The sequence below is a fragment of the Brevibacillus laterosporus DSM 25 genome (assembly GCF_002706795.1).
Classification (GTDB): Bacteria; Bacillota; Bacilli; order Brevibacillales; family Brevibacillaceae; genus Brevibacillus_B; species Brevibacillus_B laterosporus.
The window spans coordinates 4,061,928-4,076,817 of sequence record NZ_CP017705.1; the positions used below are offsets into that span (position 1 = coordinate 4,061,928).

Genomic DNA, 14,890 nt, shown 5'->3' on the forward strand with positions numbered 1-14,890 from the left:
AGGAGATGATTACATGACTGACGATCTATTAAAAGCCTTACTTGATGCGGATAAAAAACCTGAGAAAGATGTACCTCTAAAACGGTTTGGGGCATTCCGTATTCGCGCACTTGATGATCAAGAAATTGAAGATATCGAAGAAAGAGCGACGTTTGGTAAATCGGTTGACCAGACTAAAAAAGCGCTACTAATGATCCAAAAAGCAACAATTGTACCGGATTGGTCACACCCCGATTTACTCGCGAAATATGAGACACAGGATTCTGTAAGGGTTGTCGAAAAGACGTTGCTCCCGGGTGAAAGGGTTAAGCTGTTCACCGAGATTTTAGAGCTTTCCGGCTACGACTTAGGTTCTGCGGTTGATCAAGTAAAAAACTAATACGCGCGGGAGGCGAGGCTTATATTGTACACACGATTTTCCAGCGACAGGGCCTCCCGCCGGCCTACGTTTACAACGCACCAAGAGGTGAGCGTATCTTTATGTACGCTTCCACGGAGGTACAACTAGAAGACGAGATTGCGGCGCAGAGTAGGGAAGGAGGCGGCTAATTATGGCGTTTGATTTAGTCGGCCGGTTACGGATTACCGACGCGATGACCCCGACCCTCCGCCGAGTATCTTCGGAACTAGACCGGACGAACCTTTCGGTGAAAAAGATTGCCGCATCTACCGGCTCCTACCGTAATGCCCAAAGCCGTCTGACCAACGAGAACAGCCGATTTGTTCAAAGACAGAACGCCGCCACGCAATCGTTGAATAATTTCTCGGGGGGACTTCCGAACCTTCTCGGGAAGCTTAAAATGTTGGCGGGTGCAGTCGTAGCGGTTGGGACGGCCTTTGACGGAATCAAAACGGCGGCCGACTTCGAGAGTTCGATGTCACGTGTTGCTGCTCTTTCTAGCGCTAGCGCCGGAGACCTTGCGAAACTAACCACGAAAGCCAAAGAGCTCGGCGCCTCTACGGTATTCAGCGCAAGCCAAGCGGCTGAGGGCATGCAGTTCCTTGCGATGGCGGGCTATAAGACCAACGAGATAATCGCGGCTATGCCCGGGCTTCTCGATGCGGCCGCGGCAGGTCAAACTGACCTTGGAACAACAGCCGATATCGTTTCGAATATCCTTTCCGGTTTTGGGATCGCGGCAGGAGATACGGGGCGTGTGGCCGACGTGCTTACGAAGGCGTTTACGTCAGCTAACGTTGATCTTCAAATGCTCGGGTACACGATGAAATACGCGGCTCCTTGGGCGAAAGCGCTCGGTGTATCACTGGAAGAAACGGCCGCCGCCGCAGGTATCCTTGGTAATGCCGGTATCCAAGCGGAACAAGCGGGTACTACGTTACGGGGACTATTCGCGCGTTTTGCGAAACCTCCGAAAGAAGCGGCAGAGGCATTGGATAAGCTCGGTGTTAAACTGTTCGATAGTAAAGGGAAGATGAAGTCGCTCGCTACGATCCTCGGAGAACTTCAAAACGCGATGAAAGGCATGTCCAGCGAACAGAAAACGAGTCTAGCCAGTATAATCGCGGGTCTGGAAGCTGGTAGCGGATTTCTGGCGTTAATGGACGCTGGTCCCGATAAGTTGCGGAAGTTTACGAAGGAACTAGAGAACAGCGGAGGGACGGCTGGAAGGGTATCAAAAGTCCAACTCGATAACTTTAATGGTTCGCTTGTGCAACTGGAGTCCGCGCTGGAAGGGTTAAAGATAGAAGTGTTCTCCCCGTTGCTTCCTACCTTAAAGGACCTCGCCGAAAAGGGAGCGAATGCGGCCTCCGTCTTCAATAAATGGCTCGGAAGTAAAGAGGCGCAAAAGTGGGGAAAGACGACCAAGGACGTATTGGAAGTCGTTGGACCCTTGATTGTCGGAGCTACTACGGCATGGGCTACTTATAAAGCCGTAATGCTAACGGCAACAGCCGCACAGTGGGCGTTTAATACCGCGGCTAGCGCTAACCCAATAGGGCTTGTAGTGGTCGGAATAGGTGCTTTAATTGGAGCGGGGTATCTACTGGTTCAAAACTGGGAGACTGTAAAGGATGCAGGCCGTTCCTTGTGTGTCACTATCAAGAATGGTTTTGCTACAGCGATAAACTGGATCATCGGTGGGCTTAATAGGCTCATTGACGCGATGAATCAAGCGTTCAATATCCAACTGCCTGACTGGATGGCTGACCTAACTGGTGGAAAAGAATTCACGCTTAATATCCCGAAAATAGCCGAAGTTGAAATGGATTACTCGCTTCAACAAGAGAAGATGAGAGATTTCCGTGAGCGGCGCAATATAGGCGTCGGGGATGATGGCTCTCACTACAGCGGCCTTGACTACGTACCTTTTGACGGTTATCGTGCGCGTCTACACAAAGGCGAAAGGGTAATGACTGCGGAGGAGAACCGAGCCAGCAAGGAAGAGCCGTCTAACCCTCCGGTCGATAAACGAAACCCTGTGAACGATGGTGGTTCTAGTTACGCTTCTAATAATGTTACGATTAATGTGCATGCGACCGTAAGAGAAGAAGCGGATATTGATAAGATTACATTAGGGATAGTGCATCGGTTGGTAGAGGTTTGTTAATTAGACAGCCGCAGACAAATTCCTCTCAATCATGGCACGCAAAATCAGCAAGCAAGTGTAAACGAGGTGATGACGATGGCAAACGGTATCCAATTCTGGCTCTCTTACAATAACGGGGCGGAACGCCTGCAACTCCCGGTCAACCCCGACTCTATCAAAATATCGAGTGATTTCGGCTATCAAGACGTTGAAGTCTCGCACTTAGGTGAATTTACCGTTATCGGTGATCCCAAGTTGCGAGACTTTTCATTTTCATCATTCTTTCCACGCGATTATCACCCGTCCTATTGCGAGTACGAAGGCTTTCCCGATCCGTGGTCAGCTAGAGAGATGCTAGAGAGGTGGCGCGACTCACGCAAGCCGTGCCGCCTGACAATTACGGGAACGCCGATAAATTACGCGGTGACCATCCGCAAGTTCGTTATCGTGCCCGAAAAACACGGAGCGCCCGGTGACATCTACTATGATCTCGAGCTGAAAGAGTACAAGTTCGTAACCATCCGTCAGATTGACATGAACGCGAAGAAAGGCAACGGAACAGCAACAGCGAAAGTGAAAAAGACGACCGCAAGGAGCGGTAAGAAAGACATCCCGAAACCTTACATCGTAAAGAAAGGCGACTGTCTATCAGTGATCGCGGCCAGATACGGACTTAAAACACGTGATATCTACGCCAAGAATAAAGCCGTTGTTGGTCCCGATCCAAACAAAATAAAGCCGGGTCAAAAGTTGGTGTTAGTATGACGTGGGAAGTGCATTATGACGGCGCGCCTTTGTTAGTCCAAAGCGCTACATGGTCCGGTGATATTACGCAGCCAGCCCGCACCTTGGAGATATCTTTCGTCAATACGGTGGACGGCCGTAAAAAAGCTGTCCCCGTAGAGCTCGGTAAGGAGTTACGTCTCTACAGTAATGGACATGAACTATTTCGAGGCCTGACGTTTAAGCATAATATCAATGATCGCGGGAGCATGAGCGTTACGGCGTACGATGATAATATCTATCTTGCGAAGAATCAGGACACGCAGATATTTCGTAACATGAAGGCGAGCGCCATTGCGCAGAAACTATGTAAACAGTTTGATATTGCAGTCGGTAAAATCGACGACACGGGGTACGTAATACCCAAGCTTGTACTTCGAAATAAATCCATATGGGACATGATGATTACAGCGCTAACGGTTACGCAGAAGCAGACCGGCCGGCGTTTTTTTATTTGCTCGAAGGATGGCAAGTTTAATCTGTTATCGCGGAAAGAACAACCCGTCCGGTGGGTGCTCGAAAATGGCGTTAATATACTGGACGCGTCATACTCGCAGTCGATCGAAGAACTACGAACGCAGGTCAAGGTGACGGGCGGGGACGACAAGAAAAAGCCGTTGGTGGCTGTGGTCAAAAACGACGCACTCATACAACGATTTGGCATTATGCAACACCTCGAAAGTGCCGATTCGGATAAAACCCGTTCCCAAATCGAGCAACTGGCGAAGCAACTCCTAAAAGACCTCGGTACTATTCACGACGAGGCGACCGTCAATGCGTTAGGGATTGATACAGTGTACGCGGGAGTAGGCGTCTATGTACAAGAGTCGATGACGGAGATAATCGGAGGTTACTACGTTTCAACCGATAGTCATACGTTTGAGAGCGGTAAACACACGATGTCACTTACGTTGAGCGCGACGGATGATCTTCCGACGTTGAAATACGATCCACCACCGGAAGACAAGGCGAAGAAGAAAAAGAAGAAGAAACGGAAGGGGCGGAAGTCTGTTGTCGACGAAATCCTCAAAAAGACTCCAAGAGCCTAGTCGGCTGGAAGGCGGGGGACCGAGCCAGTTTCGACAGCTCATCCAACAGATCGGATACAACAAGGGCGTGGACATCGAGCTCGGCACTGTCGTTGCTCCTCCGCCAGCTATACGAGTTACGGTCGATAACGATGAAAAGCTCGAACTGTTAGCGGAGGACTTGATCGTTGCGGAGCATTTGACGCGACATAAACGGAAAGTGATGTTAACTAGTGAAACAGTGCGCGAAGCTATGACGAAGGCAGGCTATACGCCTCATGTGCATGATATTACGGAGTTGGTTATCGAAGGCGAGATCGAGTTCACCGACGAGCTGAAAGCGGGCGATCGCGTTATCATCCAGTCTATTGACGAAGGCCAAACGTATATCATTCAAGATCGGGCGGTGATCTATAATGGCGCTTAGTCCGTTGCAACGACTAGAGGAACGAGTGATCCAATCGGAGCCAGACACACAGCCAACGTTAACCTATTCGTTAGATTTCGATACGGGTGATATCGGCGGCATGATCGACGGCGAAACGGCCATCCGTCAGTTTATTCGGAAGGTTATTATGACGGCGCGATTTCGGTTTCCGATCTACGACGGCGAGTACGGCTGTGAACTCATAGACTTAATCGGGCAGGATTTACCGATGGAGCTTTTGCGGTCGGAGATACCCCGCGTAATAACAGAGGCGTTGATTTATGACGATCGAATAGACGACGTGTACGATTTTGAGATAGAACGAGAGGCGGACAAATTGTTCGTCTCTTTTTACGTTGATACGACGGATGGTTTGACGATAGAAGTCGTTGAGGGGGTGTGACATTGTACGAACAGCAAACACGTGAGGCAATACTGGAACGAATACTCGAAAGGTCCCGGCCGGACGTAGATAAGCGGCCCGGGGCGATCTTGTATGATGCGACGGCTCCGGTAGCGCCCGAACTAGAGGCACTATGGCTAGAGTTAGACGTAGTTTACGATAAGGGCTTCGCAATAAAGACTGACGGTACTTTGTCGTCTTACAACGAATGGCTGACGCGTCGATGCGCCGAACTCGGTGTCTATCGGAAGCCCTCCGAAAAGGCGAAGGGCACCGTTACTATTTACGGTCATGAGAGTACGGAAATCCCTGTAGGTACCGAAGTCTCTACGGACGGTGACGAGCCAATCTACTTTGAAGTAACGGAGTTTGGCGTCATTTTAAACGGGACTGTTACGTTAGCCACGAAAGCAATTGAGGGCGGAAAATCGGGCAACGTGGGAGCTGGCGAAATCAAGCTAACGCAGGGCAATATCACAGGGATAACCGGCGTTACTAACGATCTGCCTTTCGAGGGCGGCATCGATGAAGAATCGGACGGGGCCCTACTAGAACGGTACCTTGATCGCGTCCGAAAGCCCATAACGTCAGGCAACCGACATCATTACCGTAAGTGGGCGCTTGATGTCGTCGGTATCTCTGATGCGCGAGTATACGAGGTGTGGGACGGACCGGGAACGGTAAAAGTCGTCTTGCTAGACGACCGGAAGCGTGCGCCTTCCCGAGAACTAATCGACAAGGTAGCGACTTACATCGAAAAGGAGCGGCCTGCATGTGCGGAAGTTACGGTCGTTGGGGTAACCGAAATCCCAATCGAGGTAACCGCGAAGATAACGCTTGTGAACGGTCACGCCATCGAAGAGGCACGTGAGGAAGTGACGAAAGCACTAACGGATTATCTCGGTAAGCTCGCGCTAGTTGATTCGGTGGTTCGTTACACACGGGTCGCTGGTGTGGTCGGGGGAGCGGCGTCTGTCCTTGACTATGCCGATCTAACCGTGAATGGTGCCGAAGAAAATATAACAATAGGCACCGATTCTATTGCGGTACTGGGGACGGTGACACTCAGTGAATGACGTAATTAAACGCCGAATGCTCGATTCCTTACCGATTGTTCACTACGGAGAGTCATGTCAAATAAAGAACATAATTGAGCGGGAGTCGGAGGAATTTGCATTATTACACGAAGGGATTCGGGACCTGATCGACCAATTCTTCGTCGATACGGCAACGTGGGGTCTGACGCGATGGGAGTCCGTTGTCGGCGTGCCCACCGATCTAACTAAACCAATCGAACAGCGGCGCTCCGTTATTAAGTCTAAGATACGCGGTACAGGGACGGTTACGTTGGCTGTGCTCGAATCCATTGCGGACGCGTTCTTCCCTGACGCCACGGCAGAAGAGGAGCCGCGCAAGTATGCGGTCATTATCGTAATCGGCGGTGATATCCCCCCGAATCTATACGATGCTTACGTTGCCCTCCGTGAAATGGCGCCGGCTCATGTCGATGTGGTACTCGCGCCTATGCCACGGGAAGTAATCGAAGTGGTCGATACTGTAACGGTAAATCTACGGCGATATCGAACGATCGGCGAACTACGTGTCGGAGATACGATCGGTAAGGAGCAACGGGAGGTGACGATATAGATGGACGGAAGATATCTCGAACGGATCGCGGAGGATATCGCGGCCCGTGCGACTACAATCGTGTTGAATAACCAAACGGTGCCTATTCGGAGTATCAACCGGAATGGAGCGACGGTGACCATACGGACAGAATCAGTCAAAGGGATTGCGCGAGTTTCTTCATTAAGACTGTACGATGAAGCGGGTGGACTGATTGCGGAGAGGCAGGCGGATGTTCCGGTCAGCGAGGGGCAACGTTTGGAATTTCGGTTCAGTTTTGCTATTCGAGAGGGGGCGCGTTGATGTCGTTTAACGCACGGCTAGACTGGGAGTTCGAGGATGATATCACGGAGGGCGACGTCAACCGATGGGAAAAAGGAATAGACGATGCGCACAAGCTACTGGAACAGCACACGGTGGCTATTTCGGCTTTGCAGATTGATGTGAAGACGATAAAAGATGCGGTGTTTAACAACTTCACGGACAACGTGTTTTTTGAAAACTTCGCTACCTTAGACGATATCACACTAACAGAAGGCTGGTATGACGAGGCTAATAAAAGGCTGGTGGTTTTGTAGATGAAAAACGAACAGCAATCTCTTACTGAAAATCGTGTTCCACTATACGTTAACGTTAATGGATATTCTAACGCGATAGGTTCAATCGGGCTGATTTTCAATATAGACAAGGCGATTAAACTAACTGGAATAGGTGTAGTCAGGACTGACAGTACTTACACTAAGGTTAGAATATGGAGGGTATCTAGCAAAGAAATTATCAATACATCTGAAGTAGGATCAGATAATTTTGCAAGGTTCTCTAATATCCTACCCCCCGGCGATTACATGGTTAGCTTCTGGGCACCTGATTCAGAAAGATTAGGTTTTAGGGCTCAGGTTTCGGACTTGAAAGTAGATTCTACTGTAGACGGTGTTAGGTTCAAGGTTAAGGCGGGTTATCAGACAGAAGAGTTTACTAGAAATAAGGGAGCATATCCCGATCAGGATTCCGTGATTCCTGGCATTCAGTTATATTTTATTGCTAATGCTAGTCCAAGTGTCACGCTAACAGCAAATAACCAACCCTTAACCGAAAACCAAAGAATCGGCATCGGCACTAACGACTTTACCGTTAACATCACCGCAAATGACACCGATCCTGATGACACTCTACAATTCCGAGTCAAATTAAACAACGTGGTTAAAACGGATTGGACAGCGATAGCTAAGAACCAGCCCGTCAGCTATACGTTTAAAAACGCTGATATTACGGCAGGGGTAAATCCGTTTACAGTATCTGTTCGAGATGATAAAGGGAACCAGACGGATTTTAACGGTTATCTAGATAAGTCTTGGTTAGTAGAGGATATTACCAGCAGTGTAGAGATACGCAGAGCAGAAGTTTATGAACTAGGTGTGTCGCGTGGGAGCATTTTCGGCTCAACTAAATCAGAAATAAGAAGGCGTTCTGACGGATCGATTTATTTGTTGTTGTCTTTTACTCATCGATTAAGTCCGAAGGAACCAAACGGAAATGACTTTCCTCTTTATTTTAAAAGAATTACTCCATATCCTGAAACGTACCATCCCGAAGCAAGTGAAATTGTAACTACTGGGGGAAATATTACAAAAATAGAACACACGATAGCTGGAAACACTATAATTTTTTCTGCTGACATTCCTCCAACTCTTATAGGAAAAACTATTACTAATTTACAATATTATTCGAAGTATATGGACCCAGCACAAGAATTTTTCTTTCGGGCCGACTATGGTGGTAGATCGGCAGCAAGCTTTACTTGCTTTGCATTAAAGAATAATATAGTGATTAAATCATCATGGTTTAACACTGCACCAACCTTAAATGTTGCTGCACCACCCAACAACCAAACCCTAACCGAAAACGCTACACTAACCATCCAGGGCACCGCATCCGACACCGACAAAGACAACGTAGTCACAATAAAATACCGCATCAACAACGGCACCACAAGGGCGTTGCAATCCGGAGTATCCAACGGTAGCACGCCTATTTCTTTTGCCAAAACGCTAACCTTCCGAACCAAACGCCTTTATGACGGCACCACCGATCTCACAGGCTCTGACCTAGCCGAAAACACCGATCATACGCTAACCATCTGGGCAGAAGATGATCAAGGTGGTATATCAACCGAAGTGACGCGCAAGTTCCGAGTCGTCCACAACCGTCCACCCGTTATCAGCGGACAAAATGTAGACCTCGGCGTATTAAGCGCTATCCCTTCCGAGAATTACACAGTCACAGAGCCAGAGGGTGACGCGTTTACCATCACGGAGAAAATCAACGGCAAAGTTATCCGCACATTCGCTGGGACTGACAGCAAGGAAAATACCGTGACCATCCCACAAGTCACATGGCTAAGTCTCTCCTTAAACGACAGTCACACTATCACTATAGAAGCAAAAGACAGCAAAGGTATGACATCTACCAGAACATTCACTTTTCGTAGAACGGCAGAGCGACTATCGTTTCATTTGAAAAAACCATTCTCAACAGACATTGCTGCTAAACGTATTTTGGTAACTATCGATGCAACCGTTCCATCGGGAGCTGATTACAGGGTTGAAGTCTCAAATAACGCTTTCGATGAGTTACCAACATGGGAAGACGCAACGAATTTCGTCAAATTCAACCGAGGCTTCATCTTCACCAACAAGGAAAAAACAGCGGAAAAATGGGGCGTTAGCTTACGTTTTTCTTTCACCAAAGGAACGGCAACTGAGCCTGTTATCGTAAGAGGATTCGGAGGTGCATTCGATTGATTCTCACAAAACCTAAACCGTTATCTATTATCGAACAGGAACGTAAAGACGCCGACATGCCTATCGTAACTCTCGGTCAAGAGATCGCCAAAACAAAGATCGAACTATCACAGAAGGACGCGTTAATTCAGTCGTTGGGCGAAGAATTAGCCGTTTTGAGACTCGACATCATCCAGTTAAAAGGGGGCGGCCAATAATGCGTTTTTGGTCATTAGCTTATAGATACAATTGGATCACGGCCGAGAAGCTACGACTTGCTGTACAGACGGAGGCCAATCCGTTCGGAGAGATCACACCGGCTGAGTACGAAGAAATCACCGGCATTAAATTCTAGGGGGCACGCATGGGAGAACACGATACCGTATCTATTTTACAAGACGTCCGCGAGCGCATGGTCCGCGTAGAAGAAAAGGTCGACCACTTATCGCGGGACCGTGAAAAGCTCGATCAAGTCAACGATAAAGCACGAGACGCACTGGCCTTAGCGCAGGAAAATGCTCGTGACATTGCGGAAATCAAAGCGGACTCACGCCGAAGTTGGGGCGTAATAATCGGGATGGGAACGAGTTTTATCGGTTCCATCCTTATTTATTTTCTTACGAAATGAGGTCGATCACATGACGAAGCAAGAACGGCTAATCTCGTTGATATCACCGCATGTAGTCGGGCGCTATCCATGTCCGTCCGGCGTTATCGCGCAACTCATACTAGAGGTCGGATGGGACTTACGGACACCGCGCGATATGGTGACGGGGCGCGAGTCGTATAATCTCGGCAATATCAAAGGAACGGGGCCGGCCGGTAGCGTTACGATCTTGACCACGGAGTATTATTCGGCGGCTGACGTAGCGAAGGCACGGGCAAGCGGCGACCTCGTAAAGATACTTGATACTTCCGGTGCCAAGACGAGGGTACAGGTAAAGGCGCGGTTCCGAGCGTACAACAATTACGGCGAGGCCATCGATGACCACTTCGCATTGCTAAAGAAACCGCGCTACGTAAATGCGGGCGTATGGCAAGCGAAGACGCCCCGGGAGTTTGCGGAAGCAGTCAAACGGGGCGGGTACGCGACCGATCCGAATTACGTTACGTTAATTATGTCGATTGTAAACGGAAATAAGTTAACCCGTTTTGATAAGCCGGTGGTCCCGGTACCTATAAAGAAAATCGAGGAGGCGGTTAGTTTGGCGTTAAAAGAATGGCAACTAGAACTAGCGGATAAGTCGATAGATAATCTCGCGGCACAGTCGATGCTGTCGGATGCGGCCGAATGGAAGGAGAGACTACGGAAGGACCCGCAGAAGGTAATCGAGGACATGCCGTGGTTGGTTTTCGTGCTAGCGGATCGGGTGGCGTCGAGAAAGGCAGGTGCATAACGTGGAACTTACGTATGATATCGCGACGCTGGCCGCAATCGTGGCGGCCTTGACGGGAATCGCGAAAGGATTCGGGGTGCCGACGAAGTACGCTCCGTTGGTAGCGATTGCTCTTTCGGGAGTGTTCGTGTTCTTGCCGGATGGCGCGTTGAAGGCGAATCTATTGACTACGGTCGTGGTCGGATTGACGGCCGCGGGTGCTTATAGTTACGTTAAGCCCGATAGTAGCGAGAGGAAAATGAAATAGGGATACGAGCCCACTTATCGGTCTAACGGCTGGTAGGTGGGCGATTTTTTTGTTGCATGTTCCCGTTCTGTTCGCATATAATAAGAACAAACGTTCTATTTAAACAGAAGGCGGCGGTCACTATGCTGGATTTGTTTGTCGAGAAGATAAAACCTATCTCTCGAATTCAACTAGAGGATGTGCAGTATGTCATCAACGATTCTACAATCAACAACAGGCCACTATTGGTTATCTGGTCGGACCAAGCCGGAACCCACGCATCTTGGGGCTGGATCGCGGCTAAGGATAACGAACAAATCAAGCTACTGACGGATTGGGACTTGCATATAATCCGCGTCGATCAAATCGTTGACATCGTTGTATCACCTAACTTAGACTTGATAGATTGGCTGTGGACGGAGGATGAGTTTTACTATGCAAAAACGAACAAAGATTAACGACCTATTCGGTTCCATGCGCATGGTACTGCCGGAGCAACGCGAAATGTACCTGAAATACAGAAGAGAATTATCGCTATTGCCGAAGCCTGATCTCGATCATGACGAAATCATGGCGATTAATTATAGATTGACGGAAAGTAAACGTTATACCATTGAGATGACCGTCAAGTATTGGCGCGAGGTATCCGAGAACGGAGGCGAGTTCCTGACGGTGAGGGGCGTAGCTAAGTCGTTTGATACGATTACGAAGCAAGTTAGAATCGAGGAAGAAAACGGTGAATGGACGTGGGTGGATTTCGGGAATATCGCGTCCGTTACCGATTAGAATAGAAGAGACCCGAGGTTTCCCGGGTCTTTTTCTTCATTTATTTAAACAACACATTTCCGCGTTTTTTCTGGGTACCTTTGCCCATTAATGATGTTACCGGACTGGCGATCTCATGGTATTCAGATAAATCTTTATTAGCGTAACGCACATATTGTTCCGTCATAGTGATAGACGTGTGACCTAAAATCCGCATGAGCGCAATTGGTTCACCGCGTTGTCGTAAGAACTTTACAGCAAAGTAATGCCGGAAAGTATGGGGGGATACACGAACCCCAGTTATTCCTGCTTTCTTTGCGTATTTTTTTAGCATCTTTGAGAAAGTGTCGCCAAAGTACCTTTCTCCAAACTGAGTAAGCCATAAGTAGTCATTTGAGTCTACGTTCATAAAATTAATCAGGCGCTCAATTTCCTTTGCGGTTATAGTAGAAATGGGGAGAGTTCTAGCTGTACGCGTTTTGGAGATTTCAGCGCGAATAGAAATTTGTCTTAACTTGAGATCGATATCAGATATCTTTAAGTTAGTTAATTCTCCGACGCGGCATCCAGTATCACACAAAACCAGCATCATTACATAATCTCTTAGGCCCGTATACACCCGTTTATTAGGAGCCTCAAGCAATTTTAGTACCTCATCATCACTAAAGATTTCAAAAGTCTCTTTGTCTTGCGTTTGATAGCTAATATTATCCATAGGTGAGGACGAGATTATCCGTTCATTTACCAAGTGGTTAAAGAACACCCGAAGATTGCGGATGTTGTTATTGACAGTTCGGGCTGTCAATCCTTTTGGTCCGGTTGGATTCGTAGGGTGATCGTCCCACTTTGCCTTCTCATACGTTAAATACGAGATGTATTCGCGCATAATGTCGGGAGTAAAAGTACTGTGCCCCCGTTCTGTCGCCCACTTCTTAAACTGCGCTAAACATTGTGAGTAAATTTCGATCGTTTTAGGCGATCTACGTTCCGTCTTTTTAATCGCGAGGTAGTCACGAACCTGTTTGTCGAGATCGATCTCTCTAGCGGGTTCTGTACGTGAGATAAAGTTGAATTTAGCGGCCATAATAGAATCAAACCTTTCCAATAAATAAATTCGACACGTTCCGATAAGCTAACGTATAGTTTATTGGAATAGCAAACTCACGTACCTGTTCACGCCTAATTTAACGGGCTTTTTAGACAAAGGCAAAACCTACGAATAGTGAGTTTATTGCGATGGTTGCAGACAAGCTGCGGATTGAGCATAAGGTGTCTTGATGTCAAAAAATTGAGTAAGTCAATTTCAAAAATGCACTTGAGCTGATAAATTTCGAAATGCTAAATAAACTAATACCACATGTTTATTGGTCTTCCTAGAAGCCGATAAACATGTGGTATTTTTAAATGACGGACATTGCATATCACATTGACAAAGGTCGGTATGAAGTGGAATCCCTTTTATCGTAGGAGTAATGAATATGAGAAGGTTGAGGCAACCAGTTAGGTTAGGATGCTTTTCGACTTTTAATGATACGAAAATATAGTTCTGTAGGCTTATGTAAGATAAGAAAGGCCAACTTAAAAAAGTGAGTATATGGTATAATCTTACTATCAGGTAAGGGATATTTTTACATACGCCCTAAAAACTAACTATATTTCCAAGGAGATTTGCATATGTCTATATTCAACAAATTATTTGGTCAAAAAAGGACAATTCAAAGTCCGACATTTGTTAAGGATTTCTCAAAAGATAATCATCACCTTTCTGCCCTTAATGACCTCTTAAACAAGGTTGTAGATGGAGAGAGGAAAGATAACATTGAAAGGGATATTAGGTTTCTTACATATGGGCTTGATGGCGAGAACAACGTCTACTTTGAACTAAAAAATTCGTTCCAGCCCATTTTATGCTTACATGATGTAAGGGTAGTGTATGAGGATTACGTTGCTCAACTTGATTTCGTAGTAATTTCTAATAAGTTCATTTGCATTTTGGAAACGAAAAAACTAAGCGGTAATATTTCAATTGACCAAGATGGTAACTTTGTAAGAATAATGAAGAATAAATACGGAAAAGAATATAAAATGGGGATATATAGCCCTATAACTCAAAATACAAGGCATATCGATATTATTAAACATGTCTTGTCAAAAGAATTGAAAATTAATAACATGCCAATTCTATCTCTTGTTGTTATGGCTAATCCCAAAACAATAATTAATAAGCATAGTTGCCCTACTGAGATTGAAAATTCAATCATTAAGTACGATCAAATCAAGGCAACACTGGAAAGATACCAGAATGATAAAGCAAATACATATAACGTAGCTGAGAAGCAAATGCATGAAATTTCAAATTTGTTAGTCAAGCTGAACACACCGCTGAAGATGGATTTAGTTGCAAAGTATCAGCTTTCAAATAATGATTTTCAGAAGAAGGATGAAACTCTGCTTCGTGAAGAACTAACATCGTACAGACTTCAAACTTCAAGAGATGAAAACATCAAGGCTTACTACATATTCAATAATAATGAGCTGGAAGATATGATAGCGAAATATCCAAGAACTGAAGAAGAGTTGCTTTCTATTAAGGGCTTTGGACAAGTAAAAGTTGAAAAATACGGGAAGGGAATATTGGGTATTTTCAATGGGTGAATTAAGTATCAATTACAACAATAACCTAGCTCCACGCTAGCCCTTCAAGGATGGCGTGTTTTTGTTACTTCACAATTTAGTGGAAAGGGTTTCCCCTTATTTCGAAAACATATCGAGAAGAACGCGAATTGAGGGGTGTTTGGAAAGAATTGACGAAATGTCTTCATAGGACATGATTAAGAAAGAGAAATGTTCAATATGGTCACTCACGTTCCTTTGTCACTATGGAATGTGATTAGTTAGAAAAGAAG

Annotated in this window: 20 protein-coding genes; 19 read left to right on the plus strand and 1 reads right to left on the minus strand. The window is 46.6% G+C overall.

Annotation, left to right across the window (positions count from 1 at the left end):
• Positions 1-13: 13 nt before the first annotated feature.
• From BrL25_RS19505 to BrL25_RS19590, 18 genes are all read left to right on the plus strand, one after another.
• Positions 14-379, plus strand: coding sequence for a phage tail assembly chaperone (locus tag BrL25_RS19505; protein ID WP_018672672.1), 366 nt, complete (start codon positions 14-16; stop codon positions 377-379).
• Positions 380-875: 496 nt separating this feature from the next.
• Positions 876-2,570, plus strand: a complete 1,695-nt coding sequence (locus BrL25_RS19510) for a phage tail tape measure protein (RefSeq protein ID WP_236848114.1) — start codon at positions 876-878, stop codon at positions 2,568-2,570.
• Between the two features lie 75 nt (positions 2,571-2,645).
• Positions 2,646-3,314 (plus strand): LysM peptidoglycan-binding domain-containing protein, encoded by a 669-nt coding sequence (locus tag BrL25_RS19515; protein WP_018672674.1) that lies wholly within the window; start codon positions 2,646-2,648, stop codon positions 3,312-3,314.
• On the plus strand, positions 3,311-4,381 hold the full coding sequence (locus tag BrL25_RS19520) for an XkdQ/YqbQ family protein (RefSeq protein WP_018672675.1): 1,071 nt from the start codon (positions 3,311-3,313) through the stop codon (positions 4,379-4,381). The genes BrL25_RS19515 and BrL25_RS19520 overlap by 4 nt, the downstream gene beginning before the upstream one ends.
• On the plus strand, positions 4,344-4,787 hold the full coding sequence (locus BrL25_RS19525; protein ID WP_018672676.1) for a DUF2577 domain-containing protein: 444 nt from the start codon (positions 4,344-4,346) through the stop codon (positions 4,785-4,787). Before BrL25_RS19520 ends, BrL25_RS19525 begins: the two co-directional genes overlap by 38 nt.
• The gene (locus BrL25_RS19530; protein WP_018672677.1) at positions 4,777-5,190 is read left to right on the plus strand and encodes a DUF2634 domain-containing protein; all 414 of its coding nucleotides are present in this window, start codon (positions 4,777-4,779) and stop codon (positions 5,188-5,190) included. The genes BrL25_RS19525 and BrL25_RS19530 overlap by 11 nt, the downstream gene beginning before the upstream one ends.
• Positions 5,187-6,266, plus strand: coding sequence for a baseplate J/gp47 family protein (locus tag BrL25_RS19535; protein WP_236848065.1), 1,080 nt, complete (start codon positions 5,187-5,189; stop codon positions 6,264-6,266). Before BrL25_RS19530 ends, BrL25_RS19535 begins: the two co-directional genes overlap by 4 nt.
• On the plus strand, positions 6,259-6,837 hold the full coding sequence (locus tag BrL25_RS19540) for a putative phage tail protein (protein WP_018672679.1): 579 nt from the start codon (positions 6,259-6,261) through the stop codon (positions 6,835-6,837). Before BrL25_RS19535 ends, BrL25_RS19540 begins: the two co-directional genes overlap by 8 nt.
• Positions 6,838-6,951: 114 nt before the next feature.
• A complete protein-coding gene (locus BrL25_RS25825; RefSeq protein WP_236848066.1) occupies positions 6,952-7,119 on the plus strand; it encodes a hypothetical protein in 168 nt (55 codons plus the stop codon).
• Positions 7,119-7,394, plus strand: coding sequence for a hypothetical protein (locus BrL25_RS19550; protein WP_018672681.1), 276 nt, complete (start codon positions 7,119-7,121; stop codon positions 7,392-7,394). The genes BrL25_RS25825 and BrL25_RS19550 overlap by 1 nt, the downstream gene beginning before the upstream one ends.
• Complete coding sequence (locus BrL25_RS25275) at positions 7,395-9,617, plus strand: Ig-like domain-containing protein (protein ID WP_198405889.1); 2,223 nt, start codon at positions 7,395-7,397, stop codon at positions 9,615-9,617.
• Positions 9,614-9,814, plus strand: coding sequence for a hypothetical protein (locus BrL25_RS19560; protein ID WP_018672478.1), 201 nt, complete (start codon positions 9,614-9,616; stop codon positions 9,812-9,814). The genes BrL25_RS25275 and BrL25_RS19560 overlap by 4 nt, the downstream gene beginning before the upstream one ends.
• Positions 9,814-9,951: an XkdX family protein gene (locus BrL25_RS19565; protein ID WP_018672479.1), complete on the plus strand. Its 138-nt coding sequence runs from the start codon at positions 9,814-9,816 to the stop codon at positions 9,949-9,951. Before BrL25_RS19560 ends, BrL25_RS19565 begins: the two co-directional genes overlap by 1 nt.
• 9 nt (positions 9,952-9,960) lie before the next feature.
• On the plus strand, positions 9,961-10,224 hold the full coding sequence (locus BrL25_RS19570) for a hemolysin XhlA family protein (RefSeq protein ID WP_018672480.1): 264 nt from the start codon (positions 9,961-9,963) through the stop codon (positions 10,222-10,224).
• A gap of 10 nt (positions 10,225-10,234) precedes the next feature.
• The gene (locus BrL25_RS19575) at positions 10,235-10,993 is read left to right on the plus strand and encodes a glycoside hydrolase family 73 protein (protein ID WP_018672481.1); all 759 of its coding nucleotides are present in this window, start codon (positions 10,235-10,237) and stop codon (positions 10,991-10,993) included.
• A gap of 1 nt (position 10,994) precedes the next feature.
• The gene (locus tag BrL25_RS19580; RefSeq protein ID WP_035312114.1) at positions 10,995-11,240 is read left to right on the plus strand and encodes a hypothetical protein; all 246 of its coding nucleotides are present in this window, start codon (positions 10,995-10,997) and stop codon (positions 11,238-11,240) included.
• A gap of 122 nt (positions 11,241-11,362) precedes the next feature.
• Positions 11,363-11,677 carry a hypothetical protein gene (locus BrL25_RS19585; protein ID WP_236848067.1) on the plus strand — a complete coding sequence of 105 codons (315 nt, stop codon included), beginning with the start codon at positions 11,363-11,365 and terminating at the stop codon, positions 11,675-11,677.
• Complete coding sequence (locus BrL25_RS19590) at positions 11,655-12,005, plus strand: YolD-like family protein (RefSeq protein WP_018672484.1); 351 nt, start codon at positions 11,655-11,657, stop codon at positions 12,003-12,005. The genes BrL25_RS19585 and BrL25_RS19590 overlap by 23 nt, the downstream gene beginning before the upstream one ends.
• A 40-nt stretch (positions 12,006-12,045) precedes the next feature.
• On the opposite strand, the gene BrL25_RS19595 is transcribed toward BrL25_RS19590, so the two are convergent.
• Positions 12,046-13,068, minus strand: a complete 1,023-nt coding sequence (locus BrL25_RS19595) for a tyrosine-type recombinase/integrase (protein ID WP_018672485.1) — start codon at positions 13,066-13,068, stop codon at positions 12,046-12,048.
• A 590-nt stretch (positions 13,069-13,658) separates the two neighbouring features.
• On the opposite strand from BrL25_RS19595, the gene BrL25_RS19600 reads away from it, so the two are divergent.
• On the plus strand, positions 13,659-14,639 hold the full coding sequence (locus tag BrL25_RS19600; protein WP_018672486.1) for an HRDC domain-containing protein: 981 nt from the start codon (positions 13,659-13,661) through the stop codon (positions 14,637-14,639).
• Positions 14,640-14,890: the final 251 nt, after the last annotated feature.

What these genes read in the sequence shown, in the direction of transcription:
- BrL25_RS19515 (WP_018672674.1), top strand. Translation starts at nt 2,646, where the DNA reads ATGGCAAACGGTATCCAATTCTGGCTCTCTTACAATAACGGGGCGGAA.
- BrL25_RS19520 (WP_018672675.1), top strand. Translation starts at nt 3,311, where the DNA reads ATGACGTGGGAAGTGCATTATGACGGCGCGCCTTTGTTAGTCCAAAGC.
- BrL25_RS19585 (WP_236848067.1), top strand. Translation starts at nt 11,363, where the DNA reads ATGCTGGATTTGTTTGTCGAGAAGATAAAACCTATCTCTCGAATTCAA.
- BrL25_RS19570 (WP_018672480.1), top strand. Translation starts at nt 9,961, where the DNA reads ATGGGAGAACACGATACCGTATCTATTTTACAAGACGTCCGCGAGCGC.
- BrL25_RS19510 (WP_236848114.1), top strand. Translation starts at nt 876, where the DNA reads ATGTCACGTGTTGCTGCTCTTTCTAGCGCTAGCGCCGGAGACCTTGCG.
- BrL25_RS19575 (WP_018672481.1), top strand. Translation starts at nt 10,235, where the DNA reads ATGACGAAGCAAGAACGGCTAATCTCGTTGATATCACCGCATGTAGTC.
- BrL25_RS25275 (WP_198405889.1), top strand. Translation starts at nt 7,395, where the DNA reads ATGAAAAACGAACAGCAATCTCTTACTGAAAATCGTGTTCCACTATAC.
- BrL25_RS19530 (WP_018672677.1), top strand. Translation starts at nt 4,777, where the DNA reads ATGGCGCTTAGTCCGTTGCAACGACTAGAGGAACGAGTGATCCAATCG.
- BrL25_RS19550 (WP_018672681.1), top strand. Translation starts at nt 7,119, where the DNA reads ATGTCGTTTAACGCACGGCTAGACTGGGAGTTCGAGGATGATATCACG.
- BrL25_RS19565 (WP_018672479.1), top strand. Translation starts at nt 9,814, where the DNA reads ATGCGTTTTTGGTCATTAGCTTATAGATACAATTGGATCACGGCCGAG.
- BrL25_RS19505 (WP_018672672.1), top strand. Translation starts at nt 14, where the DNA reads ATGACTGACGATCTATTAAAAGCCTTACTTGATGCGGATAAAAAACCT.
- BrL25_RS19600 (WP_018672486.1), top strand. Translation starts at nt 13,659, where the DNA reads ATGTCTATATTCAACAAATTATTTGGTCAAAAAAGGACAATTCAAAGT.
- BrL25_RS19590 (WP_018672484.1), top strand. Translation starts at nt 11,655, where the DNA reads ATGCAAAAACGAACAAAGATTAACGACCTATTCGGTTCCATGCGCATG.
- BrL25_RS19595 (WP_018672485.1), bottom strand. Translation starts at nt 13,068, where the DNA reads ATGGCCGCTAAATTCAACTTTATCTCACGTACAGAACCCGCTAGAGAG.